Source organism: Pseudomonas sp. B21-032, from assembly GCF_024748965.1.
In the GTDB taxonomy this organism is placed as follows: Bacteria; Pseudomonadota; Gammaproteobacteria; order Pseudomonadales; family Pseudomonadaceae; genus Aquipseudomonas.
On record NZ_CP087180.1, the window covers coordinates 3,618,869 to 3,643,941 of the forward strand.

Here is a 25,073-nt window from a genome sequence, read left to right on the forward strand (position 1 = left end):
CTTCTGCTTTGCAGCCCTTGCGCTAAAAGCCTACCTGATCCTGAAGCCGCCCGTAGAAGCCGGGCCTGGCGCTCGATAAGCAATTGTAAGCCGGAATAACAGAACGCCCCCTTTTTTATAGATCAAGGGGGCGTTTTTTATTTAACCGATCAGAAATCCCAGCGTGTGGTCAGCATCAAATTGCGCGGGTCACCGTACGACATCGAGTTATAAAAACCGATGTTGGTGTAATAACGTTTATCGAACAGGTTATTGGCATTTACCGTGGCCGAAAAACGCTCGGTGAACTGGTAGCGGGCCATCAGGTCCACCAGCCAGAACGGGTCCTGGGCGAACTCCTCGTCGATGCCCTTGGGGCGGTTGCGCAGTACCTGCCAGCCCTTGCCCTGCCAGCGCGCGCCGCCGCCGACCGTCAAGCGATCAAGCGCGCCCTTGAGTTTGTAGCTGGTGTAGAAGCTGACCTGGTCTTCCGGCTCCCAGGTCGACACCTTCTGGCCCTCGTCATCGCGAATTACTTTGTGGGTGTAACCGCCCTGCAATTGCCAGCCCGGCGCCAGCTCACCCGAGACTTCAGCTTCGAAGCCCTTGGTCTTGGCTTTGACGCCCATCCAGGCGAAGCCCACCGCCGGGTTGGTCGGGTCGCCGTTGTACTGGTTGTCCTCGACGGTGCGGTTGCTCTGGTGAATCTCGAAATAGGCAAGGCTGGCGTTGACCCGGCCATCGAGGAACTCGCCCTTGATCCCCACCTCGTAGTTCTGCCCTTCGTCCGGGTCCAGCAGGCGGTCGGTGCGGTCGCGGAACCAGCTGTCCTGAGGCATGAAGATGTCGGTGTAGCTGGCGTACAGCGAATAGGTGTCGTTGAGGTCATAGACCGCGCCTACGTAAGGGATCAGGCGGTCGTTTTCCTTGTTGTCGGCGTCGATGCCGTCGTAGCTGTAGTTGACCAGGCGCCCGCCGAGCAGCAGGGTCAGGTCGTCGATCGGGTGCAGGCGCGCGGTGAGGTAAGTGCCGTTCTGGCGAACCTTGTCGTCGGTGCGCGCCGACACCGGGCCCCAGTCAGGCTCGGCGATGTCGCCGTCCCAGTTGGGAAAGTCGAGGATGTTGTTATTGGCATGGGTAACGTCGCGGTAGTCGTTGCCCTTCCAGCGCGAGGCGGTATAGGAGTTGCCGATCACCAGTTCATGCTCGCGGCCGAACAGCTGGAACGGCCCGCTCAGGTACAGGTCGAGGGAGTCGCTCACGGTTTCGCCGGTGTACTTCTGCGCATAGATGCCGGCGGTGCCGTCCTTGCGTGGCTGGTAGCCCTGGATCGAGCCGAGCGGCGCGTGGTAGCCGTTGATCTTGTGATCGAACTGGGCCTTGGCCACCCAGCCGTTGTCCAGGTGATGCTCAAGGCTGGCGAACACGGTGCGGGTGTACTGCTCCCAGCTGCTCCATTTCGCTGCGTTGTTGAAGTGGTGCGAGACATTGTTGGTATCGCCATTGCCATCGTACAGCGGCACGGTACCCGACCAGCTGGAGCCCTTGGGGTTGTTGTCCTGGTAGTCGGCGCCGACGGTCAGCAGGGTGTCGGGGTCGAGGTCGAACTCGAGGATACCGTAGTAGACGCTGGTCTTGCGCTGGTAGTGGTCGAGGAACGAGTGCTTGTCCTGGTAGGCCGCCACCGCCCGGCCACGCACGTTGGCGCTGTCGGTCAACGGGCCGCTGACGTCCAGTTCGCTGCGGTAGTTGTCCCAGCTGCCGGCGCCCAGATCAAAATGGCCCTTGAACTCGGCGGTGGGTTTCTTGCGCACCAGGTTGATGGTCGCGCCCAGCGAGCCTGCGCCGGTGAGCAAGCCGGTGGCGCCCTTGAGCACTTCGACGCGGTCGTAGATGGCCATGTCGCTGAGGCTGTTGCCAGCCGAGTAACCGACGTTGCGCGAAGTCGAGGGAATGCCGTCGTACTGGAAGTTGCTGATGGCAAAGCCGCGGGCGTAGTAGCTGTTGCGCTCGGTGTCATAGGCCGAGACGGTGATGCCCGGGGTGTGGCGCATCACGTCGTCAATGTTGTTGAGGCCGAAGTCATCCATGTGCTGGCGGGTCACCACGGTGATCGACTGCGGCGTCTCGCGCGGGGTCAATACCAGGCGTGTGGCGGTGGCAATGGTGCCGGGGGTGTAGGAGCGGCTTTCTTCGGTGATGGTCCCCAGCTGGTTGCTGGTGACCTCGGTGGCGCTGAGGTTGATCGCACCCGCCTCGTTCACTTCGCGCACCAGGCTGTAGCGCCCGTCGGCCTCCTTGATCAGTGCCAGGCCCTTGCTGGCGAGCAAGGCGCGCAGGCCCTCCTCGACCCCGTACTGGCCGTGCAGGCCTTCGCTACGCTGGCCCCGGGTCAGCGCCGGGTCAAATGACAGCACCACGCCGGCCTGGGCGGCAAAACGGGTCAGCACCTGGCCAAGATCGTCCTGGGCCAGGTCGTAGCTGCGCGCGGCCGATTCGGCCTGGGCCATGCTCAAGGGCAACAACAGCGCGCAACAGCGCAGGGCGTGGTGAATCGGGCGGGTTCTCATTCGATGCGTTCTCTTCTGGTTGGCATTCAGGCAGTGGGCCTGCCTTCCATAAGTCGAACGACAAGACGAATTAATATCATTTGCATGAAAAATACTTTTATTTGCGTGCCTCTACCGTCACCCAATACGGCGTGCGCTGGCTGACCCGCACCGGCAACGTGCTTTCAAGGGCGCGGAAGATCTGTGCCTGGTCGTCGAGCCTGAAGGTGCCGCTGATGCGCAGCCCCACCACTTGCGGCGCGCAACGCAACCAGCCGCGGCGGTAGCGCGCCAGGTCAGCGATAAAGGCCCCCAGGTACTGCTCGTTGGCGATCAGCAGGCCTTTGCTCCAGGCATCCAGGTTGCCCTCCAGTGGCGAACTGAGCACCAGCGCCGGGTTGGCGAAGCGGCATTGCTCGCCCGCCTCCAGCAGCGCACCGCCACCCTGCTCGCCCGCCAGCACCTGTACGCGGCTTTCGAACACTGCCAGGCGCGTGGTGTTCTCGCCGGCCAGCAGCGAAAAGCGTGTGCCCAATGCCTGCACGGTGCCGTGGCGGGTTTGTACCAGGAAGGGCCGGTTGGCCGGGTCCTTGGCGGTGGTAATCAGCACCTCGCCATCGCGCAGCACCAGCAGGCGCTGTTGAGGGTCGAAGCGCACATCCAGGGCGCTGGCGGTGTTGAGCTGAACCTGGCTGCCGTCGTCCAGGGTCAGGTTCAGGCGTTCGCCGGTGCGGGTGTGATAATCAGCGAACCAGGGGCCCTGGCGCGCCTGCTGGTAACCGCCCCACCCCACAGCACCGGCTCCCGCCGCCAGCACCAGCCCCTTGAGCACACCGCGACGGCCCAGCGCCGGTTGCTGGCCGGCCAGTTCCAGGGTGCGCCCGGCCAGGCGCGTGGGCATTTGCTGCAGGCGTTGCTGCACCCGCTCGACCTGCTGCCAGGCCCAGCGGTGCTGCTCGTCGGCCTGCAGCCAGGCGTGCCAGGCGGCGTGTTCGGCGCTGCCGGCGCTTTCGTCACCGAGGCGTGCACGCCATGCGGCGGCCTGCTCAAGGGCAGCGAGCTGGCGCGAATCGAGGGCGGCCATCAGTCAGCCTCGTGTTGCAGGCTGTACAGCGTGCAATGGTGCAGGGCCTTGGCGATGTCACGATTGACCGTGACCACCGAGATGCCGAGGGTTTCGGCGATGGCCTTGTAGGTCATGCCGTCCAGTTGCGAGAGCAGAAAAGCCTTGCGCACCCGGGCGCCGAGGCCGGCGAGCATGGCATCCAGCTCGCACAGGGTTTCCAGCAGGATCGCCCGCGCTTCAGCGGAAATATCCAGGGCTTCAGGTTGCTCGGCCAGCGCCTGCAGCCAGGCGCGTTCGAGCCGCGCACGGCGAAAATGGTCGATCATCAAGCGCCGGGCGATGGTCGCCAGGTAGCCCCGCGGTTCGCGTACGGCGCGCAGGCGGTCGACGGCATCGTCGGCGCTGAGCACGCGGACAAACACGTCCTGCATCAGGTCGGCGGCCAGGTCATGGCACGCCACTCGCGGGCGCAGCCAGCCGGTCAGCCAGCGGTGATGAGCCTGGTACAGGTGGCTGACCTGCTGGCGCAGGGCGGGGTTGGAATCGCTCATGATGACTCGAAAAAGTAAATGAGAATTTCTATCATTCTATGCGAATGTAGGACGCCGGTGGAAGCGCGGCGTCAGGCTGATCACGGGCCAAGTCGAGTCGTCGCACCGCCGCGCCCATAGCACTGGCAATCCCGGTGAATTTCAGTCAGCCTGCCACACACCTCTGCGCTTTCAGGAAGGAACCGCCCCATGTCACTCGTCGAAACCTACCTCAGCGGCCTGCGCCAGGCGCTGCCAAGCGAAGAGCTTGAACAACTGAACCTCGCCCACGGCGCTTCGGCCGCAGACCTGCAAAAACTCAGCGCCCACTACCCGCTGTGCCCCGACAGCCTGCTGCGATTGCTCGGGCAGATCGACGGCACTCATTTTCGTGATTACCCAGGCGGCACGGTCATCGTCCTGGTGCTCGGTTCGGACGTGTTCGAATACCCCTATTACCTCAGCGCCAGCGAGCAGATCCTCGAAGACGCCCGGAGCTACACCGACAGCATTCGCGGCATGTACGGCGAGTACCTGGAGGATTACCCGGAAATTGTCGGCGCGGGCATCGACAGCGACCTGGCCATGAACCAGCGCCTGTGTTTCTCCCATTGCATGAACAACGGCGGCAGCTCGAAGTTGTACATCGACTTCAACCCCGCCGCCGGTGGCACTGTCGGCCAGGTGGTGCGCTACCTGCACGACCCGGACAGTTATGAAGTGATCGCCGACAGTTTCGATCAGTACCTGCAGCAACTGATCGACGATGACTTTGCCTTTGTCGAACGCGAGATCTGAGCGCCATTACCCATTCAGGGTTACTCCATCAACGTAATTAACGCCTACGCCGTCGCGCCGCATACTCGGTTCCAGCCCCCCCGCAAGGAACCCCGATGAAGATCGAACTGATACAACTCGCCGGCCGCGACGGCGATACTGCCTACAACCTGCAACGCACCCTTGAAGCGATCGCCAGTTGTGCGGCCGACACCGACCTGCTGGTGTTCCCGGAAACCCAGCTGATGGGTTTTGCCAGCGCCGAACAGCTGCCAAAGGTTGCCGAAACGGTGGACGGCCCCAGCGTCCAGGCGGTGCTGCAGGCGCTGCGCAAACGTGACGTGGCGGTGGTGATCGGCCTGGCCGAAAAGGCCGATGGCCGCTTCTACAACACCTCGCTGCTGCTGACCCCCGAAGGCATCGCCCTGCGCTATCGCAAAACCCACCTGTGGCCCTCGGAGCGCGGCCTGTTCACCCCCGGTGATCGCTACGCCACCACCACCTTCAAAGGCCTGCGTATCGGCCTGCTGATCTGCTACGACATCGAGCTGCCGGAAAGCAGCCGCGCCCTGGCGCAACTGGGCGCCGAGCTGATCGTGGTCAGCAACGGCAACATGGACCCCTACGGCCCGGTGCACCGCACCGCGATCATGGCCCGCGCCCAGGAGAACCAGGCCTTCGCCCTGATGGTCAACCGCGTCGGTGCAGGCGATGACAACCTGGTGTTCGCCGGTGGCAGCGCCGTGGTCGACCCGCACGGGCGCCTGCTGTTCGAAGCCGGGCGCGAGCCCTGCCGGCAGCTCATCGAACTGGACCTTGGGCAACTCGAACTGGCTCGCCGCGACTACGACTACCTGGCCGACCGGCGCCTGCACCTGCCTGGCCAGCGCCTTGAACACGCCGATGGCCGCCGCGAACTGCTGATCCCCTGAGCGCTACCCCTATAACAAGAATCCGGAGTGCCCTTCATGAAGTCGATCCGTCGCCTGCCCCTGGCCCTGGCCGCGCTGCTAAACCTGGCCGCCGCACAGGCCGCCGCGCCCAGCGTGCACATCTATAACTGGTATGACTACATCGCGCCGAACACCACCAAGGAGTTCCAGCAGGCCTCGGGCATCGCCCCGATGTATGACGTGTTCGACAACAGCGATGTCATGCAGAGCAAGCTGATGGCCGGGCGCAGTGGCTATGACGTGGTGTTCGCCAGCGCCGACCTGCTGCCCAACCTGATCAAGGCCGGGGTACTGGCCGAGCTCGACCGCAGCCAGTTGCCCAACCTGGCGCACCTGGACCCGCAGATCCTTGCCAAACTGCAAGGCAACGACCCCGGCAACCGCTTCGCCGCGCCCTACTTGTGGGGCACCACGGGCCTGGGTTATGACGTCGACAAGGTCAAGGCGCGCCTGGGCAAGGATGCACCGCTCAACTCCTGGGACCTGATCTTCAAGGAAGAAAACCTCGCCAAGCTGGCCGACTGCGGCGTGGCCATGCTCGATGCACCCGGCGAGATCATCCCCATCGCCCTGCACTACCTGGGCCTGCCCTACAACAGCAAGAACCCCGAGGACTACCGCAAGGCCGAGGCGCTGCTGCTCAAGGTGCGCCCGCACATCGCCTATTTCGACTCCTCGCGGTTCATCTCCGACCTGGCCAACGGCAACGTGTGCGTGGTGCTCGGCTGGTCTGGCGGGGTGTTCGATGCCAAGCTTGCCGCCAACAACGCCAACAATGGCCGCGACATCCGCTACAGCATTCCGCACGAAGGCGCACCGTTCTGGCTCGAAAGCATGGTCCTGCTCAAGGACGCGCCCAACCCGCAGCAAGGCCTGGCCTTCATCGACTACATGCTGCGCCCCGAGGTAATCGCTGCCTCGACCAACTACCTCGGCTACCCCAACGCCAACAAGGATGCCGCGCAACTGGTAGACGCAAAAATCCGCGACAACCCCTCGGTATACCCGCCCCAGGCAGTGCTCGACACCCTGTTCGCCCTGGAGCCGCTGCCACTCAAGTACGAACGCATCCGCACCCGGGTGTGGAGCAAGGTCAAGACCGGCAGTTAGTTGCCCGAAGGGGGCTCGGCGACCGCTGAGCCTCAGTCCTCCAGCGGCTTGGGCGGTGGCAGGGGCTTTGGAGGTTTTGCCGGCTTGGCCGGTTTGCCATCCTTGCCGGGCTTGGCGTCTTTTTTGCCCTTTTCGGGCTCGCTCTTCAAGTCGGCAACGGTCGGCGGCACGATGGCCTTTTCGGCCGCCGGCAACTGGTCGACTGCATCGTAAATCGCCTTGGGCTCGAGGATGCCGGTGTGTTCGATCCGGTGCAGCTCGCCGTCCTTGCCCACCAGTACTACCTGGGTGACCATCGTATCCCGGGCGCTGAACTTGAACTTGCGGATCAGGGCCATGGTCGCCTGCTGATCCAGAAACTTGTCATCACGCTTGCCGATCATGCCGGCGACGCTGTACAGCACCAGCTTGCGCTCCTCGAAGGCAGCCTTGGTGGCCGGGTCTTCAAGGGCCTTGTTCAACGCGCGAAGGGTCGGGTCGGCGGTACTGGGAGCAAGGACAACCAAGGCGCGGGTCTTGTACAGCTCCTGGCCCAAGGGGTCATCGCTATCGGCAGCGAGGGCAGGACCGGCAACAAAGGCCAGCAAGGCGGCGAGGGTCAGTGACCGAACAAGCATGCGCATCTCCTTTCAATTTCCATGCATCAAAGACTACAAATCGCGACGAAAGATCCGGGTTGCGAGCCTAAACTACAGAGCCAGATGAGTGGGCAAGGCAAAGGTAACTTCCGATTACCAAGTGCGACTTTGGATACACACCGAAAGGTCTGTCATCCGATTCTGAGGATAGCTGAAGGCCGTCTGCCATGCCCGTCGACCACCCTGGAAAAAGGCCTGAACCATGAGCATTGCCGACACCCTGCTATTGCTGCTGATCCTTGTTACCGCCCTGGGCTGTGGGTTGATGGGCGGGTTGTTCTTCGCCTTCTCAAACTTTGTCATGCAGGCTCTGGAGCGCATCCCGGCACAGAGCGCGGTCACCGCCATGCAGTCGATCAACCAGGTGGTGCTCAACCGCCTGTTCCTCTCGTTGTTTCTCGGCACCGCCATCACCTGCGCGATCCTGCTGGCCTGGGCCTGGCTGCGCTGGCCACTGCCCGGCAGCCTGTGCATCGGCATCGGCAGCGGCCTGTACCTGCTCGGCAACGTACTGGTGACCCTGCTGTTCAACGTGCCGCGCAACCAGAGCCTGGCGCGCCTGGACCCGGCCAGCAGCGAAGCGGCCAGTGCCTGGCCAACCTATGCACGGGTGTGGAATCGCTGGAACCATGTGCGCACCATCACCGCCCTGGCGGCGACGGCGTGGTTGATGGTGGCCTTGCTGCGGGTGGTGTGGACTCAATAGCGGCTGCGACGCAGCCATCGCTGGCAAGCCAGCTTCCACAGTGTCGGTGCAGGCAGGTCCGGCTAGAACAAGCCCATCTGCCGATCGATCAGCGCCGTGAAGTCATCCTCCACGAACGGCAGGATCGCATCCGCCACCGGCTGCAATTGCCGGGTCAGGTAGTGGTCGTAATCGATCGCCGAATGCCGCGTCTCCAGCGGCTCCGGCCCCGCCACGGTTATCACGTAGCTGATCCAGCCGCCATTCTGATACTGCCGCGGCCGGCCTTGACGGTCATTGAAGTCATCGGCCATGCGCGCCGCCCGCACATGCGGCGGCACGTTGCGCTGGTAGTCAGCCAGCGGGCGGCGCAGGCGCTTGCGGTAGATCAACAGTTGATCCTGCTCACCGGCCAACGTCTTGCGCACATACTCACGCAGGTACTGCTGGTAAGGCTGGCGCTTGAAGATGCGCTCGTACAGCTCCTGCTGAAACTGCCGGGCCAGCGGCGACCAGTCGGTGCGCACGCTTTCCAGGCCCTTGTAGATCATCTCTTCAGTGCCCTGGCCACGTTGCACCAGGCCGGCATAGCGTTTCTTGCTGCCTTCCTCGGCGCCGCGAATGGTCGGCATCAAAAAGCGCTTGTAGTGGGTTTCGTACTGCAGCTCCAGGGCACTGTCCAGGCCATAGCTGTCGCGCAGGTGCTCACGCCACCACTGGTTGACCTGCTGCACCAGCTCGCGGCCGATCTGCGCCGCGTCCGCCTCGTCATGGGCACGCTTGAGCCAGACGAAGGTCGAGTCGGTGTCGCCATAGATCACCGTATAACCCTTGGCTTCGATCAACTCGCGGGTACGGCGCATGATCTCGTGACCACGCATGGTGATCGATGAAGCCAGGCGCGGGTCGAAGAAGCGGCAACCGCTGGAACCGAGTACGCCGTAGAAGGCGTTCATGATGATCTTCAGCGCCTGGGACAGCGGCGCATTGTGCTCGCGCTTGGCTGTCTCGCGGCCCTGCCAGACCCGCTCGACAATCGCCGGCAGGCAATGCCGGCTGCGGGAAAAACGCGCCCCGCGAAAGCCTGGCACCGAGGTCTCATCGCCCGGTTCGCGCAAGCCTTCGACCAGCCCCAGCGGGTCAATCAGAAACGTGCGGATGATCGACGGATACAGGCTCTTGTAGTCGAGCACCAGCACCGACTCGTACAAGCCCGGTCGCGAATCCATGACAAAACCGCCCGGGCTGGCCTCCTCCGGGCGCTCGCCCTGATTGGGCGCGACGAAGCCCTGGCGGTGCATCAAGGGCATATACAAATGACAGAACGCCGCCACCGAACCGCCGCTGCGATCAGCCGGCAAACCGGTGACCGTGGCCCGTTCGAGCAGGAAGGTCAACAGTTCGGTCCTGGCGAAGATCCGCGTCACCAGCTCGCAGTCCTTGAGGTTGTAGCGGGCCAGCGCCGGCTTGTCCTCGGCGAACATGCGGTTGATTTCGTCCATGCGCTGGTACGGGGTGTCGATCGCCTTGCCTTCGCCGAGCAGGGTCTGGGCGACGTTCTCCAGGCTGAACGAGGGGAAGCTCCAGGTCGCCGAACGCAGCCCTTCGATACCGTCGATGATCAGCCGCCCGGCCGCCCCGGCAAAAAAATGCGCGCGGCTGCCGTGCTCGCGCCAGTCCATTGCCTCACCGCCACGGCCCAGGCGCAGCGGCACCTTGAGCTGGGTGGCGTGCTGCTGCAGTACGCGCAGGTCAAACTGCACCAGGTTCCAGCCGATGATCGCATCGGGGTCGTGCACGGCCAGCCAGTCGTTGAGGCGTTCGAGCAATTGAGCGCGGCTGTCGCAGTATTGGAGGTCGAAATCCACGCCTGCGGCGTCGCCATTGGCCGGGCCGAGCATGTACACCTGGCGCTGGCCACAGCCTTCGAGGGCAATCGAATACAGCTCGCCGCGTTCGGTGGTTTCGATGTCCAGCGACACCAGCTTGAGCGTGGGGCGGTAATCGGCGGCGGGCTTGAGCTGGGCGTCGATCAACACGCCGCTGGCATCGGCCGTGCCGCTGAAGCTGACCGGCGCGGTGATGAAGCGCTCCATCAGGTAGCGCTCCGGCGGGCGCACATCGGCTTCGTAGATTTGCACGCCGGCGGCGCGCAGGCGCTTTTCCAGCTGGATCAACTGACGGTGCTGGCGGCAGTACAAGCCCAGCACCGGCCGTTGTTCGAAATCGCGCAGGGCCAGCTCGCGCAACTCGACCTCGCGCTCGCCGCGCAACACCGCCTCGGCCTGGCGCCGCTGCTCGGCGGGGATGAACGCCACTGAAGTCTGCAGCGGCAGACGCAAGCGCCGTGGGCCCTGGTCGGTGGCCAGCCAGAACTCGACAACGGTACCGGCCGGGGTATCGCGCCAATGCCGGGTCAGGACAAAGCCCTGCTGTAACTCCACCGCTGCAACCTCGAAAACGCCTGTGTATGCGCCGATTCTACCCGTCTGCGCGGCGGCCTGGCGAACTTAGCTCGGCACCCGTGCGCCCGGGGCGAAACCGTGGCCATGGGCGCGACCGGCAATCAGCAGGGCCAGGGCGATCAGCGCCAGCAACACCCAGGGGAAACTGCCCACGCCCCACTGGCTGAGCAACACACCGCCGAGCAGGCCACCGGCGGCAATGGCCGAGTTCCATACCGTGACGATCATCGACTGGGCGACATCGGCGCCCTCCCCGGCGGCATCGGCGCTGGCGGTTTGCAGCAGGGTTGGCGCGCCGCCGTAGGTCAGGCCCCAGAGCGCGACACTGAGGTAAACCAGCGGCGCCGACTGGCTGACAAAACCAAGCACCAGCGCCACCACGGCAAAACCGAACAAACTCAGCAGGACCATGTTGCGCAGGTGCTTGTCGATCAGCGCACCGACCACGCCGATGCCGGCCAGGGCGGCAATGCCGAAGGTCAGCAGGACCATGCCGGTGCTCGCCGCCAGGCCCACCGAGGCCAGGTACGGCACGATGTAGGTGTACAGCACGTTGTGCGCCAGCACCCAGGTGAGGATCACCAGCAGCACCGCCAGCACCCCGGGTGTGCGCAGCACCTGAGCGATACCGGGGCGTTGGCCCGGGGCATGGCCGTCGAAATCCGGCACCTTGCACAGCACCCAGGCCACCAGCACCAGGGTCGCGCCGGACACCAGGGCAAAGGTCATGCGCCAGCCCAGCAACTCGCCCAGCCAGGTGCCGGCCGGCACCCCCAGCGACAAGGCCACTGGCGCACCAATCATCGCCACCGCCATGGCCCGGCCTTGCTGCTCGGGGCTGACCATGCGCCGTGCATGCCCGGCAATCACGCCCCAGGCCAGGCCCGCGGCAACACCGGTCATGAAGCGCGCGACCAGGGTCAGCCAGTACGAACTCGACAACGCCGTCACCGTGTTGAACAGCAAGAAGCCGATAATCGCCAGCAACAGCACCGGCCGCCGGCGCCAACCCTGGGTCAGGGTCACCAGCGGGATGGCGGTCAAAAGCGAGCCCAGGGCATAGACGCTGACCATCTGCCCGGCCATCGCCTCACTGACCTGCATGCCGCTGGAGATCTGCCCAAGCAGCCCGGCCGGCAAGGTTTCGCTGAGGATGGCGATAAAGCCGGTCATGGCCAGGGCCAGCAGGCCGCTGACCGGCAAGGGCTGCTCCAGTGCGGCCGGCCCATCGGCGCTGCAGCTGATGTGGGTCATGGTGAAACTCCTGTAGGAAAGATGGGCGAACTTTAAGCCTGCAGGCACTACGGAAAAAGCCGGGTACAATTCCGCTCATAACGGACACCGGTGTCCGCAATCGGGAAATGCAGATGGATAGCCTCAGTGGTTTCGTGGTGTTCGTGCGGGTGGCAGAAACCGGCAGTTTTGTCGGCGCTGCGCAGTCGCTGGGGGTCAGCGCCTCGGCCATTGGCAAGCGCGTGGCGCGCCTGGAGCGCCGCCTGGGCGTACGCCTGTTTCACCGCAGCACGCGCAGCATCACCCTCACCGCCGAGGGCAGTCAGTTTCTGGAGCGCAGCCGGCGCATCCTTGCCGAAATCGAGGCCACCGAGCTTGAGCTGTCCCAGGCCAGTGAAGTGCCGCGCGGGCGTTTGCGCATCAGCCTGCCGCAGGTCACTGCGCTGGTGATGCCGGCCTTGAGCGAGTTCATGGCGCAGTATCCGGAGATCGAGCTGGACCTGGACTTCGACGACCGCATGGTCGATATCATCGGCGAAGGTTTTGACGTGGTAATGCGCGGCGGCACGCCCAGCGACTCACGCCTGAGCGCGCGCTTTCTTGGCCATTTTCACCATGTACTGGTGGCCTCGCCGGCGTACCTGGCGCGCAATGGCAGCCCCGCGCACCCCGCCGAGCTGGCCCGCCACACCTGCCTGCACTACCGTTTCCCGAGCACCGGCAAGCTCGAACAGTGGCCGCTGCGCCAGGAGCCCGCCGGCCACGCCTATGAGATCCCGGTGTCGATGGTCTGCAACCACGTCGACACGCGCATCTGCTTTGCCATGCGCGATCGCGGCATCACCTGCATTCCCGACTTCACCGTGCGCCAGCAGTTGCAGCGCGGCGACCTGGTGACCGTGCTCGATGACTACATGGAGCGCCGCGGCAGCTTCTACCTGCTGTGGCCCTCGGGGCGGCAAGTGCCGCCACGGCTGCGGGTGTTCATCGACTTCATGAGCACGCGGCTGCTGCCCGATGCTGGCGCGCCGCAGTATTAGTCATATAAATAATCAAAGCCCTGGGCAGGCAATTGTGGCACCTGCTGCACCAGGAACGCCCCCAGTTGTTGCACCTGGCGGGCCTTGGGGCTGGCCTGCAGCCAGGCCAGGTAATAGCCCTCGCCGGTGGCCACCGCCTGCGCAAACGGCGTGACCAGGCGCCCGGCGGCGAGCTCGGCGCTGGCCAGCAACAGGTCGACCACGGCCACACCCAGGCCTTGCTGAGCCGCCGAGATGCCCTGGTCAAGGGTGTCGAACAGCTGGCCGCGCTCAAGGCTGATGGCCGCAGCCCCGGTGCGCTGCAACCAGCGCCGCCAGTCGCGCCGGTCGGGAGAGGGGTGCAGCAGCTCGCAATGGGCCAGATCTGCCGGGTAACCGGGCTGGCACACCGGTACCAGCCATTCGTCAAACAGCTTGAGGCTGGCGATGCCGGCGCCGAAATGTCCGTCGCCCAACAGGATCGCGCAGTCGTAGGGCTCGCTGTAAAAATCCACCGTATCGATGTCCATCCACACGCTGCTCAGTTGCACCTGAGCGTGTTCTTCACATTGCTTGAACAGCGCCAACTGGCCAAGCAACCAGCGCACGGTCAGGGTCGAGGGCGCCTTCAGGCGCAGCTGCTGGCGGTCCTGCCTGAGCAGGCCGCAGGCGCTTTCGATGATCTTGAAGCCGATTTTCAGCTCCTGGGCCAGCAGCCGGCCCGCTTCGGTCAGCGCCACTTTCGGCCCGCGGCGCTCGAACAGGGCGCAGTCGAACAGACCTTCCAGGGTTTTGATGTGATGGCTGATGGCGCCCTGGGTCAGGGCCAGTTCTTCGCCGGCGCGGGTGAACGAACCGTAGCGCGCGGCCACCTCGAACGCCCTGAGCGCCTGCAATGCGGGAATGCGTTCGGTCATGGCCGCCTCTAGCATGAGTCAAACTAATAGAAGGCCACAGTAACAGGCGTTTTACAACCGGACCGGGCCTGCCGAGAATTGCGCTCCCGTCAAACGCCCTCGAGACCCGCCCGTGAACAGTGCCCTGCTTGCTACCTACGCCCTGACCGTTGTGCTGCTGATCGCCAGCCCCGGCCCGGTGGTGGCGCTGGTGGTCAACACCACCGCTCGCGCCGGGCGCAAACAGGCACTGCTGACCGCCCTGGGCACCAACGGCGCGTCACTGGTGCTGATCGCCCTGGCGGCGCTGCTGATCTTCAGCAGCGCCGCGATCAACCCGCTGCTGCTTAGCGCCTTGAGCGTGTTTGGCTGCCTGTTCATCGGCTTTCTGGGCCTCGGCGCGCTGGCCGAACTGCGCCGGCCCGCGCACGCCGCCGCGCCGTATGCGGTGCGCCAGGGCGGGCTATGGCAGGGGTTTGCCATTGGCCTGTCGAACCCCAAGGACATCCTGTTTTTCGTCGCCTTCTTCCCGCAGTTCATTCAGGTCACCGAGCAGTTCAGCCACAGCCTGATGCTGTTGGCGCTGGTCTGGCTGGTGCTCGACCTGGGCATTCTGGGCCTGTACATCCTGGTCATCGGCCGCCTCGCCGAGCGCCTCGACCGGCGCCTGATCAGCGCCATCAGCGCCGTGGTACTGCTGGCCATCGCCGCCGTCGGGCTGGCCTACAACATCCGGCAACTGTTGCCCTGACGGGCTACGCTTTCGGGCGCGGGCCCGGAGCGGTTAGAATGGCGCGCTATCACCCAGGCCAGCCACACTATGGACAGTCGGATTGAACCCTGAACAGCGCAGTCTTCTCCAAGCCAACATGCATACCCGCCCGGCCCCGAATTTCAGAGGCACTTCCTTGATCCGCTCGCCCCTTTTGCACGGCCTGCTCGCCGTCGTGCTGCCGACTTCGGTACTGGCTGCCGGCGTACAGATCGACCCGCATGCCGACCTGCTGTACCGCCAGGCCGTGAGTTTGCTGGAACAGGCCGACAACCAGAGCGCCAGCTTCACCCTCAAGACCAGCACCACCGACCAGGATCTTGCCCAGCAAGGCCAGGCCCTGGGCCGCACCCTGGCACCTGCGGTGAGCCTGTTGAAAAAAGCCGTGGAGCTTGACCACCCGGCTGCCCAGTATCGCCTGGCGCTCTACTACATCACCTACCTGCCGGCAGCACAGATTTCCGCTGCCGCCTGCCCGCTGCTCGAAGCCAGCATGGGCCAGGGCTTTGCCCCGGCGGCCCTGGGCATCGAGAACTGGTGCCCCAACTACAGCCGTAGCGACTACCGCAACGCGCTCGAAAGCGTGCCGAACCTGGCCAGCCTGTACGCCCCCTACTACCCGCAACCGGCCGTGCGCCTGTTGTGCCATCGCGAGCAACCACAGGGCCTGGCCATGCAGTGGGGCCGCCAGCGCGACTACCAGGCCGAGGTCTACCGCCTGCTGGCCAGCGCCGACCCGGCGCAGAGCAAGGCCTACTGGCAAAAAGCGGTGGACATCAATGGCTGCATCGCCGCGCAGCGCCGCCTGGCCAGCAACCACTACTGAGCGCCAAGCCCTCTGCCGCGCCGCTGACAGCAAGATCGTTCAAGTCAGCGGCGCCCGCCTCTGGCATGCTGTACAACCTTGTTCATTGGTTGTTGCTGCCGTCCATGTCCAGTCCGCCGTTCGCCCGCCAGGCCTTCATCCGTGGCGCCATCGCCATCCTGCCGTTGTCCCTCGCCGTCGCTCCCTGGGGGCTGCTGGCCGGCTCCATGGCCATCGAAGCCAACCTCAGCCCCTGGGAAGGCCAGGGCCTGTCGGCGATCGTCTTTGCCGGTGCCGCGCAACTGGTGGCAATCGGCATGCTCAAGGGCGGCGCCAACCTGTTCTCGATCCTGCTGACCACCCTGTTGCTGACTTCCCAGCATCTACTCTACGGGCTGTCGATGCGCCCGGTGCTGTCGGGCCTGCCGACCCGCTGGCGGCTGGGCCTGGGCTTTTTGCTCACTGACGAATTCTTCGCCCTCACCAGCCAGTACGACCAACAGCAGTTCAATCGCTGGTATGCCCTGGGGGTCGGCCTGACGTTCTACATTGCCTGGAACCTGTTCACCCTGGCCGGGATCATCCTCGGCCAGAACATTCCGCACCTCGACCAGCTAGGCCTGGACTTCTCGATCGTCGCCACCTTCGTCGCCCTGATCGCGCCGCTGGTGCGCAACCTGCCCACCGTGGTGTGCGTGGCGGTGTCGCTGTTCTGCTCGGTGCTGTTCAGCGCCTGGCACTGGGACATCGGCCTGGTGGCCGCCGGGTTGCTGGGCATGAGCGCCGGCTTTGTCTGCCAGAAATTCAGTGGAGCACGCGCATGATCTTCGCCCTGATTATCGGCATGGGCCTGCTGGTGTTCCTCAACCGCTATGCCTTCCTGGAACCGCGCCTGCCCTTGCGCCTGAGCTCCAATGCCCGGCAGTTCCTCGGCTTTGCCGTGCCGGGCATGCTCACCGCCATTTGCGGGCCGATTGTGTTCTTGCCCGGGCACCAGCTCGACCTGAGCCTGAGCAACCCGTACCTGGCCGGTTCGATAGTGGCGGTGGTGCTGGTGCTGTTGACCCGCAGCACCTTGATCAGCATGCTGCTGAGCATGGCCTTCTTTTTTGTCTTTCGTTGGTGGTTGAACGGCAGCCCATGAACCCTGCACACAAGGAACAGACCCGCTTCTGGCAAGCCTCGGCGCTCGGTGATACCGAGATGCTGCACGCGCGTTATTTTCAGCAGCGCTTCGCTCCCCATGTGCACGAAGGCTACGTGATCACCATCATCGAGTCCGGTGCCCAGCGGTTCTGGCACCGCGGCAGCGAACACCTGGCGCCGGTGGGCAGCATGGTGCTGATCAACCCCGACGAGCTGCACACCGGTGCCAAGGCCAGCGAAGATGGCTGGCGCTATCGCGGTTTTTACCCCGACAGCGAGCGCATCACCGGCGTGCTCGACGAGCTGGAGCTCAAGCGCGACGGCCTGCCGCGCTTTGACGCCAGCGTGCTGCACGACCCGCAACTGGCCAAGGCCTTCAGCTGGCTGCACTGCTCGGCCGAACACGGCGCCAGTGCCCTGGAACAACAAACCGCCTGGCGCGAAGCGGTGCTGTTGCTGGTGCAACGCCATGCCCGTGCCGGCACCGCGCGCACGCCCGGCAACGAACCCTGCGCCGTGGCCCGGGCCAAGGAACTGATGGACAGCCGCCTGGCCTACCCGCCATCGCTGGAAGAACTGGCCACGGCAGTCAACCTCTCGCCCTTCCACTTTGCCCGGGTGTTCCGCCAGGCCACCGGCCTGCCGCCCCATGCCTGGCTCAAGCAACGGCGCCTGAGCCGCGCCCGCGAACTGCTGAAAAACGATTGCCTGCCGTTCAACGTCGCCTTCGCCCTGGGCTTTTCCGACCAGAGCCATTTGAACCGGCAGTTCAAGCAAGCCTATGGCGTAACGCCGGGCGAGTACCGCCGCGCCTGTATTCATTGACGGATCAACCCCATGCCCTACCCGCTTGCCTACCGCTGGTTCATTCACAAAGGCCTGACCGACTGGGAGCCGTGGTATTTCTGCGATACCCCGGCGTCACTGCAACAAGGCCCGGACCTGAACAAAAACGCCTTCGCCGCCCGGGCCTTTGCCAAGGAGACCGGCGCGGACTTCGAGGTCTACCTGTTCGCCCGCCGCCAGGACCGGGAAGACTTCGCCTTTTTCGTGGTGCGCAACGGGGTGATCGAAGACAAGGTGATCACCGTGCACCTGTCGTTTGCCGACAAGCTGGAGCTGCGCTCGCATCTGAGCTATGAACAGGTGACCCGCAGTTTCAGTGAGTGGGTGGCCGAAGTGGCGCTGGCCGATGCCGTGGAGTGGATGAGCGAGGACGACCTGCAAGATTGAGCCTGGGGCTGACCTTCTGCTCAGCGGCAATACGCCCGCGGCGTGCTGCCGGTCATGCTTTTGAAGAAGGCGATGAACGCACTGTCGCTGGCAAAGCCCAGCTCCAGCGCCACCTGGGTCAGCGGCTGATGGATCGCCAACTGCTCCACCGCCCGCACCAGCCGCCACTGCTGGCGCCATTGCTGGTAGGACATGCCAGTGTCGCGGCGAATCAAGCGACCGATGGTTTTCTCGCTGGCGCCCACTGTGCGGGCCAGCTCTTGCAGCGGCGGCGGCAACTGCTCAAGGTTCTCGACCAGACGCGCCAGGCGCCGGTCCCTGGGCAGCGGCAAGCGCATCGGCTGCTGCCCGGCAGCCTGCAGTTCGGCGATGCACAGGCCGGCCAGGTGCGCGGCGGCGCCTTGGCTCCAGTCGGTTTCGAACGGCGCCTGGGCGATGCGTTCGAGCAGTTCGCGCAGCAGCGGATTGACGTCGAGGATCACCACTTCATCCGGCAAGCGCGGCCAGTGGCGGGTGTCCAGGTACACCGAGCGATAGTCCACGGTCGCCCGCATTCGCGCCCGATGGGCTACGCCGGCGGGAATCCAGGCCGCGCGGGTCGGCGGCAGCAGGCAGAGCAGGTCCGGCGCCTGGGCATCGATGCGCACACAGCCCTGGCGGGTGAACAGCACCTGTCCCATACGGTGCTGATGGACGCCGGAATCGTGCTCGCCCAGGGCCGAGCAGATGCCGACGATGGGCGCATCGACATGCTCGGGGTTGAACAGGGCGGTAGGTTCCAGCCAGGCCATGCAGGTTGTCCGATTTTCACTATTTCTAGACCAGACCGCGACAATACACCCATCGCCCGCCGCCTACCATGAGCGCCCTTTTAACCACGGGACCCTGCTCATGACCCAACGCACCTGGTTGCCCCTGGCCACGGCCCTGCTGATGTTCCCGCAGATCGGCGAAACCCTCTACAGCCCCGCCCTGGTGGATATCGGTCAGGGCTTTGGGGTAACGCCTGCACAGGCGGGGCAAACCCTGTCGCTGTATTTCGCCGCCTTTGCCGTCGGCGTGCTGGTCTGGGGCCGCCTGTGCGACCTCTGGGGCCGACGCCCGGCGTTGCTCGCAGGCTTGCTGCTGTACGGCCTGGCTTCGCTGGCGGCCCTGTTGGTCACACATTTCGCCGGCTTGCTTGGCGCGCGCATCGTCGCCGCCTTCGCCGCAGCGGTCGGTTCGGTGGTCACGCAAACCGCGCTGCGCGATGTGCATAGCGGTGCGCAACTGGCGCGGGTGTTTTCCCTGATCGGCATGTTCCTGGCCATCAGCCCGGCGATTGGCGTGCTCAGCGGCTCGCTGCTGACCCAGGCCTTGGGTTACCGTGGCGTGCTCGCCGCGCAGTTGCTGATGGCCCTGGCGTTATGGCTGTGGAGTTGGCAACGGATGCCGGAAACCCGCCCGCAAACGCCCCACCATGCCAGTGTGATCGGCACCTTGCGGCGCATGCTCGGTGATCGCCGGGTGCTGCTGGCGACGCTGCTGGTGGCGTTGTTCAACATCGGCGTGTTCAGTTGGTACAGCCTGGCACCGTTCATTTTCCAGCGTTTGCAGTTGCACAGCCTGTTTGGCTACAGCGGCGTACTGCTGGCGCTGGGCTCGCTGCTCGGCGCGCGTCTCAATGCGCGATTGCTGGCACGGGGTGTCAGCCAGGCAACCCTGCTCAACCTGGCATGCGCGGTGAACCTGCTGGCGGCGCTGGCGATCCTGCTGCTGGGCGAGCACTGGCTGATCGCCGTGGCCATGGCCTTCATGCTCGGCGCCTTCGCCATGGCGATTGCGCTGCTGCTGGGTTCGGCGCTGATCGAGTATGGCGATTGCCGGGGGACGGCGGGGGCGTTGTTCGGGTTGTTGTATTACGCGTTGATTGGCGCGGGCTTGAGCCTGGCGAGTGAGTGGCAGGCATTGGGGGTTAGCCTGATGTTGTGTGCAGCGCTTGCCAGTGTTGCGGCGCGGGTTTATGGGCGACAGAGCTTATGAGTGCATCGTGGTGCCCATTGAACTGAAGCCAAAAGCATCCCAAGAACCCGATCATCAACTTGCCGCAGCAAGGCGGCAAGTTGGTGGGGGTAGCGTGCTGACCTGTCAGGGGCTGACGGGATCAAGCGTGAACCGTTGCATTGGCGTGCCGTTCCAGGGGTCCAGCCAGGACATTCCCAGGTCGTCGAGAAAAGCGGTCAAGGCTTTATCAGCCGTGCCCGGGCCCTGAGGAAAGAGGCCCTTTCGCCGACTGTTGTACGTCCAATGTTGGTAGGCCTGTGCCTTTGAAGCGCGCGGGCGGGCCCAAACGGCGCCTCGGCCAACCTCTATATTTTCCCCCTCCAGCAGTAATGCCCCGCCCTTGCCGTCGGCCACCGCAGAAATGATTTCGTTATCTGCAGTGTGGCGCCATTGCTGTGCTGGATCCGTAGCGTTGCAAGTAACCAGGCCGACACGGCGAGTCGCGAGCGATTGCGTAGCATCAAGCTCCCCTACGGCCAGGCAGTGGTCATTACTCTGTTTGATTTGCACCCACGGAGCGACGGGCTGTTGAATCGGTGCAATCGTAAAGTTCTGCGTCACACGGCCACTGACCCAAGGGTCCAGCCAAGCGCCACCCGCGCCAAACACGGTCAACGCAAGCCCTGCGTGGCTAGGGTTTTGCGTCGTCAGTCTGTTTCGCTGGGCGTCATGCTCCCAGCGGTACTGGGGCCACATTGTCGAAGGTCGTGAACGCGCCGAAACGGACGATCTGCCACCGACTATATCCATCCCGTACAGCATCAATCGCTCGCCATTCGGGTCGGTGATCTCGGAAAGCAGTTCCTTGTCTTCGTTGTATTGCCATTGCTGTGCGGGGTCCCGGTCATTGCACATGGCCAGCTCAACAACACGGGAATAATTGGGCGCCTCTGAACCGCGCGTCCCCACCGCTAGGCAGTAATTGTCTATTCGCTTGATCTGTACCAAGGTTGCGAGCGACTTTTCAGGGGGCTGGGCAACAGGCGTTGGTGGGTGCTCGGCACACCCTGCCAATAGTGCTAAAGCAATTGCCACTATCGGGATCTGGAATACAGTTGCAGTGAATGATCTGAGGCTCATGACATTCTCCGATGACGCTGTCAGCAGGATAAGTTCGATCTACGGCACGCATTTCCAAACAGCGGCAGTAAGGCGACCTTGAGTTATCCACTGGCTTGCGCACTTGACGTCGGCGAAGGTCAATTGCTTCATTGAAAAACTGAACGTGATCCGAATGAGAATCTAGACGGCCACAGGCAATTTGCAAATCAATCGCTAAAACACTGCAACTTGCCCACGATCAGGCATGCACCCACCGCCGATGCAGGCCACGGGCAATGGCATCGAGCATAAAGCCCAGCACGCCGATCAGCAGCACCATTGCCATCAGCTCCGAATACGCCAGCCGGTCACGGGTATCGAGGATGAAGTAACCCAGCCCGGCACTGACTCCGAGCATCTCGCACGGCACCAGCACGATCCACAGAATACCGATGGCCAGGCGCACGCCGGTCAGTACATGGCCGAGCACGCCGGGGATGATCACCTTGCACAGGGTCTCCCAGCGTGTGGCGCTGAGGCTGCGGCTCAACTGCAGCCAGCGCGGGTCGAGCTGACGCACCCCCGCAGCGGTGTTGAGCAGGATCGGCCACAGCGCGGCAAAGGCCAGGAGGAAGTAGATCGGCTGGTCGCCCACCCCCATCAGCATCACCACCACCGGCATCCATGACAGCGGTGAGATCATCCGCAAGAACTGGAACGCCGGGGTAGTCGCCGCCTCCAGGTGACGATAGCTGCCCACCAGCAAGCCCAGGGGCACGCCGATCAGCAAGGCCAGCAGCAAGCCGACAAGGATACGCTTGAGGCTGACCCAGATATGCTCGTACACCTCGCCCTGGCCCAGCAGCTCGATAAGGCTGCTGAGGGTCGCCTGCGGCGAAAAACGCGCCGACAGGCCATCGGCCTGGCCGAACGCATGCACGCCCAACCACCACAGCAACAACAGGCCGAGCAGGCCGGCGACGCCCAGGGCGCCATGGATTGCATGCTTGCCCATCAGATCGAAAACTCCTCGCTACGCTCGAAGCTCTCGGGCAAACCGAAGGCCTTGAGCCCGCCGACCGCTGCGATGCTGTTGCGCACGAAGCGGTCGTCGACCAGGTCGCGGGCAGTCTGCTGCGGGTCGAGGCCGGCAAGAAAGCCCTTGTCGCCTTCGATCAGGGTGTTCTGCAGGCGACACACCAGTTCTTCGGTGTAGCTGGGGAACGGATAAGGCTGAAAATCGATGCGCTTTTCGTCCCACTGCGCATGCTGGATCGCGCCACTGGCGATGTAGGCGTCGCGGGCTGCGGCCGCCGGCGCCAGCACCTGGCTGAGCACCTGCGGGGTGTGCGGGGTGTATTTGTTCGGCCCGCTCTTGGATAGCAGCGCGGCGGCTTCGGCGCGGTGCTCGCGGGTCCACAGCTGGGCCTTGACGATGGCGTTGATCACCTTCTGCGACCACTCGGGGCGGTTGTTCAGGTCGTGTTCGTGCATGAACACCACGCAGCAGGCATGGTTACGCCAGATGTCGCCGGTAAAGCGTTGCACGCGGCCAACCTTGAGGTCTTCGGCCAGGGCGTTGAACGGCTCGGCGACGATGTAGCCGGCGATGCGCTTGCTGGCCAGGGCCGGCGGCATGTCTGACGGCGGCAACACCACCAGGTTGACCTCGTTGGCGGCCAGCTGGGCTGTGGCGGCCTTGGACACCGGGGTCAGGCCGTGGTCGCGAAACAGCTGCTGCACCACCACGTTGTGGATCGAATACCAGAACGGAATGGCCACGGTCTGCCCGCCCAGTTGCTTGACCTCGGTGATGCCCGGGGCCACGGTCAGGCCCGAGCCGCCGACGTGGTTCCAGGCCACCACTTTGGCCGGCACCTTGCTGGCATAACGGGCCCAGACGGTCATCGGCGACAGCAGGTGAATGACATTGACCTGCCCGGAGATGAACGCCTCGATCACCTGCGCCCAACTGCGCAGCAGCACCGGCCGCTCGGCCTTGATGCCTTCGGCTTCGAACAGGCCATTGTTGTGCGCCACCAGCAACGGCGTGGCGTCGGTGATCGGCAGGTAGCCGATACGTACCGGTGCGTCCGGGTCGCTCGCGGCGCGGGCCTGCAGGCTGTTCAGCAGCGGCATGGCGCCGCCGGCGGTGAGCAAGGCGCTGAGTTTGATGAAGTCACGACGAGTGTGGGTGAAGTCGTCCAGGCACATGGGCAGTCTCCGACGGCAGCGGCATAGGTTCAGAAGAAGGTTCGGGTGTGCGGCTGGCCCGCCGAAGGGTTTTGAGTATGTCGATGCGCAGCGCGCCCAGTTCCTCGACCCGCTGCTCGCGCGGTTGCGGCAGGTCGATGAGCCATTGGCCGAGGGTGCGCGCCGGGTGGTTGCCCAGTAGCAGCACGCGATCGGACAACAGCAGGGCTTCGTCGATATCGTGGGTAATGAGGATGGCCGCGGTGTTGTGCCGGGCTATCAGTTGCAGCAGCAGTTGCTGCATGTCGGCGCGGGTGACTTCATCCAGCGCGCCGAAGGGTTCATCGAGCAACAGCACTTGTGGCTGGCGCGCCAGGCAGCGGGCCAGCGCGGTGCGCTGGGCCATGCCGCCGGAGAGCTGCGCCGGGTACTGCTCGCGTGCATGCTGCAGGCCGACCGCCTCGATGGCGTGATCGATGCGCGCCCGTCGCTCACTGGCAGCGAGCTTGGGCTGGCGGGCGAAGTCCAGGCCGAAGGCGACGTTGCTTTCCAGGCTCAGCCAGGGCAGCAGGCTGGGGTCCTGGAAGGCCACCGCCAGGCGCGGGTGCGGGCCCTGCAACGGCTCGCCGAGCAGGCTGACGCTGCCGGCGCGGGCCTGCTGCAAACCGGCCAGCACCCGCAACAGGCTGGATTTGCCAACGCCACTGGGGCCGAGGATGGTGATCACCTCGCCCGGCGCCAGTTGCAGGTCGAAATTTTCCAGCACGCTTTGCCAGCCTTGTTCACGCGGGTAGCCGAGGCTGATGCCACGCGCTTCGAGCAACACCTCGGTCATGCTGACGACGCCTGGCGCTGCAGCTCGGCGCGCAGTTGCACCAGGCTTGGGGTGACGATCGGCACGAACGCCGACTCGCGCCAGCGCCGGGCAAAACCTGCGCCGTAGGCGGTCAGGTAAGCCTTGCCGCCACTGGCTTGCAACTCAAGCTGCACGGCATCGGCAGCCGTTTCGGCGAGGGTGATGCGCAGCTTGAACAAGGCCGCCGGCTGGCTCAGGAAACGGCCGTCGAGCAAGCCCTTTTTCAGTTCGGCCACGGTGTTTTCCAGGCGCTCGCGCAGCACCCGCAGCGCCTCGCCAAGGAACGAGCGCATGCCCTGAAGGTGCCCTTCCACTTCGCTCAACGAGCGCCGCGCCAGGCCGATGGCCATGGCGCATTGCAGGCCCAGGAACGACGGGCGCACGGCAGGCAGAAACTGCTTGGCGTTGTCGTGCAGCAGCCAGTCACGGCTGATCGACACCTGTTCGAAACTCAAGGCTGCGGTGTTGCTCGATTGCAGGCCCATTAACTCAAGGTCGTCAGAGCGGCTCAGCCCTGCAGCGTGATCGGGGATCGCCAGCACGAACGGCGAGGCGCCCTCTTCTTCAATCGCCGCCGCCACCACGAAACCACCCTTGCGCAGGTTGGTGACCCAGTGCAGGCGCCCGGCCAGGGTCCAGCCCTGGTCGTCGCGCAGGCCCTTGACCTGCAGCGCTTCGATACCCGAGAGGTACTTCATGGCGTTGGACAGGCCGGTGGCGCCAGCCAGTTGGCCACTAAGCAGCTCAGGCAGCAGGCGTTCACGCAGCCCGGCGTTGGGGCTGTGCAGCAGGTATTCGATAAAGGCGCGCTGGCCCCAGAACACGAAGGCTGCCGCCAGGGAATGGCTGGCAACCGTGGCCAGCGTCTCGACCGCGTCGGCGACCGTGCCGCCACTGCCGCCCAGGTTCTGGTCAATACCGACGCGCAGCACCTGCGCCGCCGCCAGTTGCCCCAGTACCGCCTGCGGGTCGCCGTGGCCCTGGTCGAGGGCTTCGGCCTGGGCATCCAGCCACGCGACCAATGCGGGATCGAGCATAGGGTTTACTCCTTTAACAATGCGCCAGCTTGCGCTGGCGCCGAGGG

Annotated in this window: 25 protein-coding genes; 12 read left to right on the top strand and 13 right to left on the bottom strand. The window is 64.5% G+C overall.

Going from position 1 to position 25,073, the window contains the following annotated elements:
* Positions 1 to 149: 149 nt before the first annotated feature.
* The 3 genes from LOY54_RS16510 to LOY54_RS16520 all read right to left on the bottom strand — a co-directional run bounded on the left by LOY54_RS16510 (position 150) and on the right by LOY54_RS16520 (position 4,145).
* Complete coding sequence (locus LOY54_RS16510; RefSeq protein ID WP_258607214.1) at positions 150 to 2,549, bottom strand: TonB-dependent siderophore receptor; 2,400 nt, start codon at positions 2,547 to 2,549, stop codon at positions 150 to 152.
* 97 nt (positions 2,550 to 2,646) lie between these two features.
* The gene (locus tag LOY54_RS16515) at positions 2,647 to 3,612 is read right to left on the bottom strand and encodes a FecR domain-containing protein (protein WP_258607215.1); all 966 of its coding nucleotides are present in this window, start codon (positions 3,610 to 3,612) and stop codon (positions 2,647 to 2,649) included.
* Complete coding sequence (locus LOY54_RS16520; protein ID WP_093381507.1) at positions 3,612 to 4,145, bottom strand: sigma-70 family RNA polymerase sigma factor; 534 nt, start codon at positions 4,143 to 4,145, stop codon at positions 3,612 to 3,614. The genes LOY54_RS16515 and LOY54_RS16520 overlap by 1 nt, the downstream gene beginning before the upstream one ends.
* A gap of 189 nt (positions 4,146 to 4,334) precedes the next feature.
* On the opposite strand from LOY54_RS16520, the gene LOY54_RS16525 reads away from it, so the two are divergent.
* The 3 genes from LOY54_RS16525 to LOY54_RS16535 all read left to right on the top strand — a co-directional run bounded on the left by LOY54_RS16525 (position 4,335) and on the right by LOY54_RS16535 (position 6,964).
* Positions 4,335 to 4,922 carry an SMI1/KNR4 family protein gene (locus LOY54_RS16525; RefSeq protein WP_258607216.1) on the top strand — a complete coding sequence of 196 codons (588 nt, stop codon included), beginning with the start codon at positions 4,335 to 4,337 and terminating at the stop codon, positions 4,920 to 4,922.
* A 95-nt stretch (positions 4,923 to 5,017) separates the two neighbouring features.
* Positions 5,018 to 5,833: a carbon-nitrogen hydrolase family protein gene (locus LOY54_RS16530; protein WP_093381505.1), complete on the top strand. Its 816-nt coding sequence runs from the start codon at positions 5,018 to 5,020 to the stop codon at positions 5,831 to 5,833.
* A 36-nt stretch (positions 5,834 to 5,869) separates the two neighbouring features.
* Positions 5,870 to 6,964, top strand: coding sequence for a polyamine ABC transporter substrate-binding protein (locus tag LOY54_RS16535; protein ID WP_258607217.1), 1,095 nt, complete (start codon positions 5,870 to 5,872; stop codon positions 6,962 to 6,964).
* Between the two features lie 32 nt (positions 6,965 to 6,996).
* Here the strand turns inward: LOY54_RS16535 and LOY54_RS16540 are convergent, their stop codons facing one another.
* Complete coding sequence (locus tag LOY54_RS16540; RefSeq protein WP_258607218.1) at positions 6,997 to 7,581, bottom strand: DUF4174 domain-containing protein; 585 nt, start codon at positions 7,579 to 7,581, stop codon at positions 6,997 to 6,999.
* A 223-nt stretch (positions 7,582 to 7,804) separates the two neighbouring features.
* Between LOY54_RS16540 and LOY54_RS16545 the strand changes: the two genes are divergently transcribed.
* Positions 7,805 to 8,308, top strand: coding sequence for a DUF1772 domain-containing protein (locus LOY54_RS16545; protein WP_258593915.1), 504 nt, complete (start codon positions 7,805 to 7,807; stop codon positions 8,306 to 8,308).
* 62 nt (positions 8,309 to 8,370) lie between these two features.
* On the opposite strand, the gene LOY54_RS16550 is transcribed toward LOY54_RS16545, so the two are convergent.
* Positions 8,371 to 10,731 carry a DNA polymerase II gene (locus LOY54_RS16550; protein WP_258607219.1) on the bottom strand — a complete coding sequence of 787 codons (2,361 nt, stop codon included), beginning with the start codon at positions 10,729 to 10,731 and terminating at the stop codon, positions 8,371 to 8,373.
* Positions 10,732 to 10,797: 66 nt separating this feature from the next.
* Positions 10,798 to 12,006 carry an MFS transporter gene (locus LOY54_RS16555; protein WP_123566294.1) on the bottom strand — a complete coding sequence of 403 codons (1,209 nt, stop codon included), beginning with the start codon at positions 12,004 to 12,006 and terminating at the stop codon, positions 10,798 to 10,800.
* Between the two features lie 113 nt (positions 12,007 to 12,119).
* Here LOY54_RS16555 and LOY54_RS16560 point away from each other — a divergent pair, with 113 nt between their 5' ends.
* Positions 12,120 to 13,025 (top strand): LysR family transcriptional regulator, encoded by a 906-nt coding sequence (locus LOY54_RS16560; RefSeq protein ID WP_093381496.1) that lies wholly within the window; start codon positions 12,120 to 12,122, stop codon positions 13,023 to 13,025.
* Here the strand turns inward: LOY54_RS16560 and LOY54_RS16565 are convergent.
* The gene (locus LOY54_RS16565) at positions 13,022 to 13,921 is read right to left on the bottom strand and encodes a LysR substrate-binding domain-containing protein (RefSeq protein ID WP_093381494.1); all 900 of its coding nucleotides are present in this window, start codon (positions 13,919 to 13,921) and stop codon (positions 13,022 to 13,024) included. The two genes, LOY54_RS16560 and LOY54_RS16565, sit on opposite strands and share 4 nt — an antisense overlap.
* A gap of 112 nt (positions 13,922 to 14,033) precedes the next feature.
* Here LOY54_RS16565 and LOY54_RS16570 point away from each other — a divergent pair, with 112 nt between their 5' ends.
* The 6 genes from LOY54_RS16570 (at position 14,034) to LOY54_RS16595 (ending at position 17,856) form a co-directional block, all read left to right on the top strand.
* Positions 14,034 to 14,651 carry a LysE family translocator gene (locus LOY54_RS16570; RefSeq protein WP_258607220.1) on the top strand — a complete coding sequence of 206 codons (618 nt, stop codon included), beginning with the start codon at positions 14,034 to 14,036 and terminating at the stop codon, positions 14,649 to 14,651.
* A 118-nt stretch (positions 14,652 to 14,769) separates the two neighbouring features.
* Complete coding sequence (locus tag LOY54_RS16575; protein WP_258607222.1) at positions 14,770 to 15,498, top strand: sel1 repeat family protein; 729 nt, start codon at positions 14,770 to 14,772, stop codon at positions 15,496 to 15,498.
* Between the two features lie 104 nt (positions 15,499 to 15,602).
* On the top strand, positions 15,603 to 16,301 hold the full coding sequence (locus LOY54_RS16580; protein ID WP_045195646.1) for an AzlC family ABC transporter permease: 699 nt from the start codon (positions 15,603 to 15,605) through the stop codon (positions 16,299 to 16,301).
* Positions 16,298 to 16,621 carry an AzlD domain-containing protein gene (locus LOY54_RS16585; protein ID WP_045194124.1) on the top strand — a complete coding sequence of 108 codons (324 nt, stop codon included), beginning with the start codon at positions 16,298 to 16,300 and terminating at the stop codon, positions 16,619 to 16,621. Before LOY54_RS16580 ends, LOY54_RS16585 begins: the two co-directional genes overlap by 4 nt.
* Positions 16,618 to 17,448, top strand: a complete 831-nt coding sequence (locus LOY54_RS16590) for an AraC family transcriptional regulator (protein ID WP_045194125.1) — start codon at positions 16,618 to 16,620, stop codon at positions 17,446 to 17,448. The genes LOY54_RS16585 and LOY54_RS16590 overlap by 4 nt, the downstream gene beginning before the upstream one ends.
* Before the next feature lie 12 nt (positions 17,449 to 17,460).
* Positions 17,461 to 17,856, top strand: coding sequence for a hypothetical protein (locus LOY54_RS16595; protein WP_258607224.1), 396 nt, complete (start codon positions 17,461 to 17,463; stop codon positions 17,854 to 17,856).
* 20 nt (positions 17,857 to 17,876) lie between these two features.
* Here the strand turns inward: LOY54_RS16595 and LOY54_RS16600 are convergent, their stop codons facing one another.
* Complete coding sequence (locus LOY54_RS16600) at positions 17,877 to 18,647, bottom strand: helix-turn-helix domain-containing protein (RefSeq protein ID WP_195884467.1); 771 nt, start codon at positions 18,645 to 18,647, stop codon at positions 17,877 to 17,879.
* 100 nt (positions 18,648 to 18,747) lie between these two features.
* On the opposite strand from LOY54_RS16600, the gene LOY54_RS16605 reads away from it, so the two are divergent.
* Positions 18,748 to 19,878, top strand: coding sequence for an MFS transporter (locus tag LOY54_RS16605; protein ID WP_258607225.1), 1,131 nt, complete (start codon positions 18,748 to 18,750; stop codon positions 19,876 to 19,878).
* 105 nt (positions 19,879 to 19,983) lie between these two features.
* Here LOY54_RS16605 and LOY54_RS16610 read toward each other — a convergent pair whose 3' ends face one another.
* The 5 genes from LOY54_RS16610 to LOY54_RS16630 form a co-directional block, all read right to left on the bottom strand.
* Positions 19,984 to 20,979: an RICIN domain-containing protein gene (locus LOY54_RS16610; RefSeq protein WP_258607226.1), complete on the bottom strand. Its 996-nt coding sequence runs from the start codon at positions 20,977 to 20,979 to the stop codon at positions 19,984 to 19,986.
* A gap of 220 nt (positions 20,980 to 21,199) precedes the next feature.
* Positions 21,200 to 21,955, bottom strand: a complete 756-nt coding sequence (locus LOY54_RS16615) for an ABC transporter permease (RefSeq protein ID WP_045194130.1) — start codon at positions 21,953 to 21,955, stop codon at positions 21,200 to 21,202.
* Positions 21,955 to 23,154 carry an ABC transporter substrate-binding protein gene (locus LOY54_RS16620; protein WP_258607227.1) on the bottom strand — a complete coding sequence of 400 codons (1,200 nt, stop codon included), beginning with the start codon at positions 23,152 to 23,154 and terminating at the stop codon, positions 21,955 to 21,957. The genes LOY54_RS16615 and LOY54_RS16620 overlap by 1 nt, the downstream gene beginning before the upstream one ends.
* A complete protein-coding gene (locus tag LOY54_RS16625) occupies positions 23,120 to 23,968 on the bottom strand; it encodes an ABC transporter ATP-binding protein (protein ID WP_093381472.1) in 849 nt (282 codons plus the stop codon). Before LOY54_RS16625 ends, LOY54_RS16620 begins: the two co-directional genes overlap by 35 nt.
* Entirely contained in the window at positions 23,965 to 25,026 is a 1,062-nt protein-coding gene (locus LOY54_RS16630; RefSeq protein WP_258607228.1) for an acyl-CoA dehydrogenase family protein, read from the bottom strand. The genes LOY54_RS16625 and LOY54_RS16630 overlap by 4 nt, the downstream gene beginning before the upstream one ends.
* Between the last annotated feature and the right edge of the window lie 47 nt (positions 25,027 to 25,073).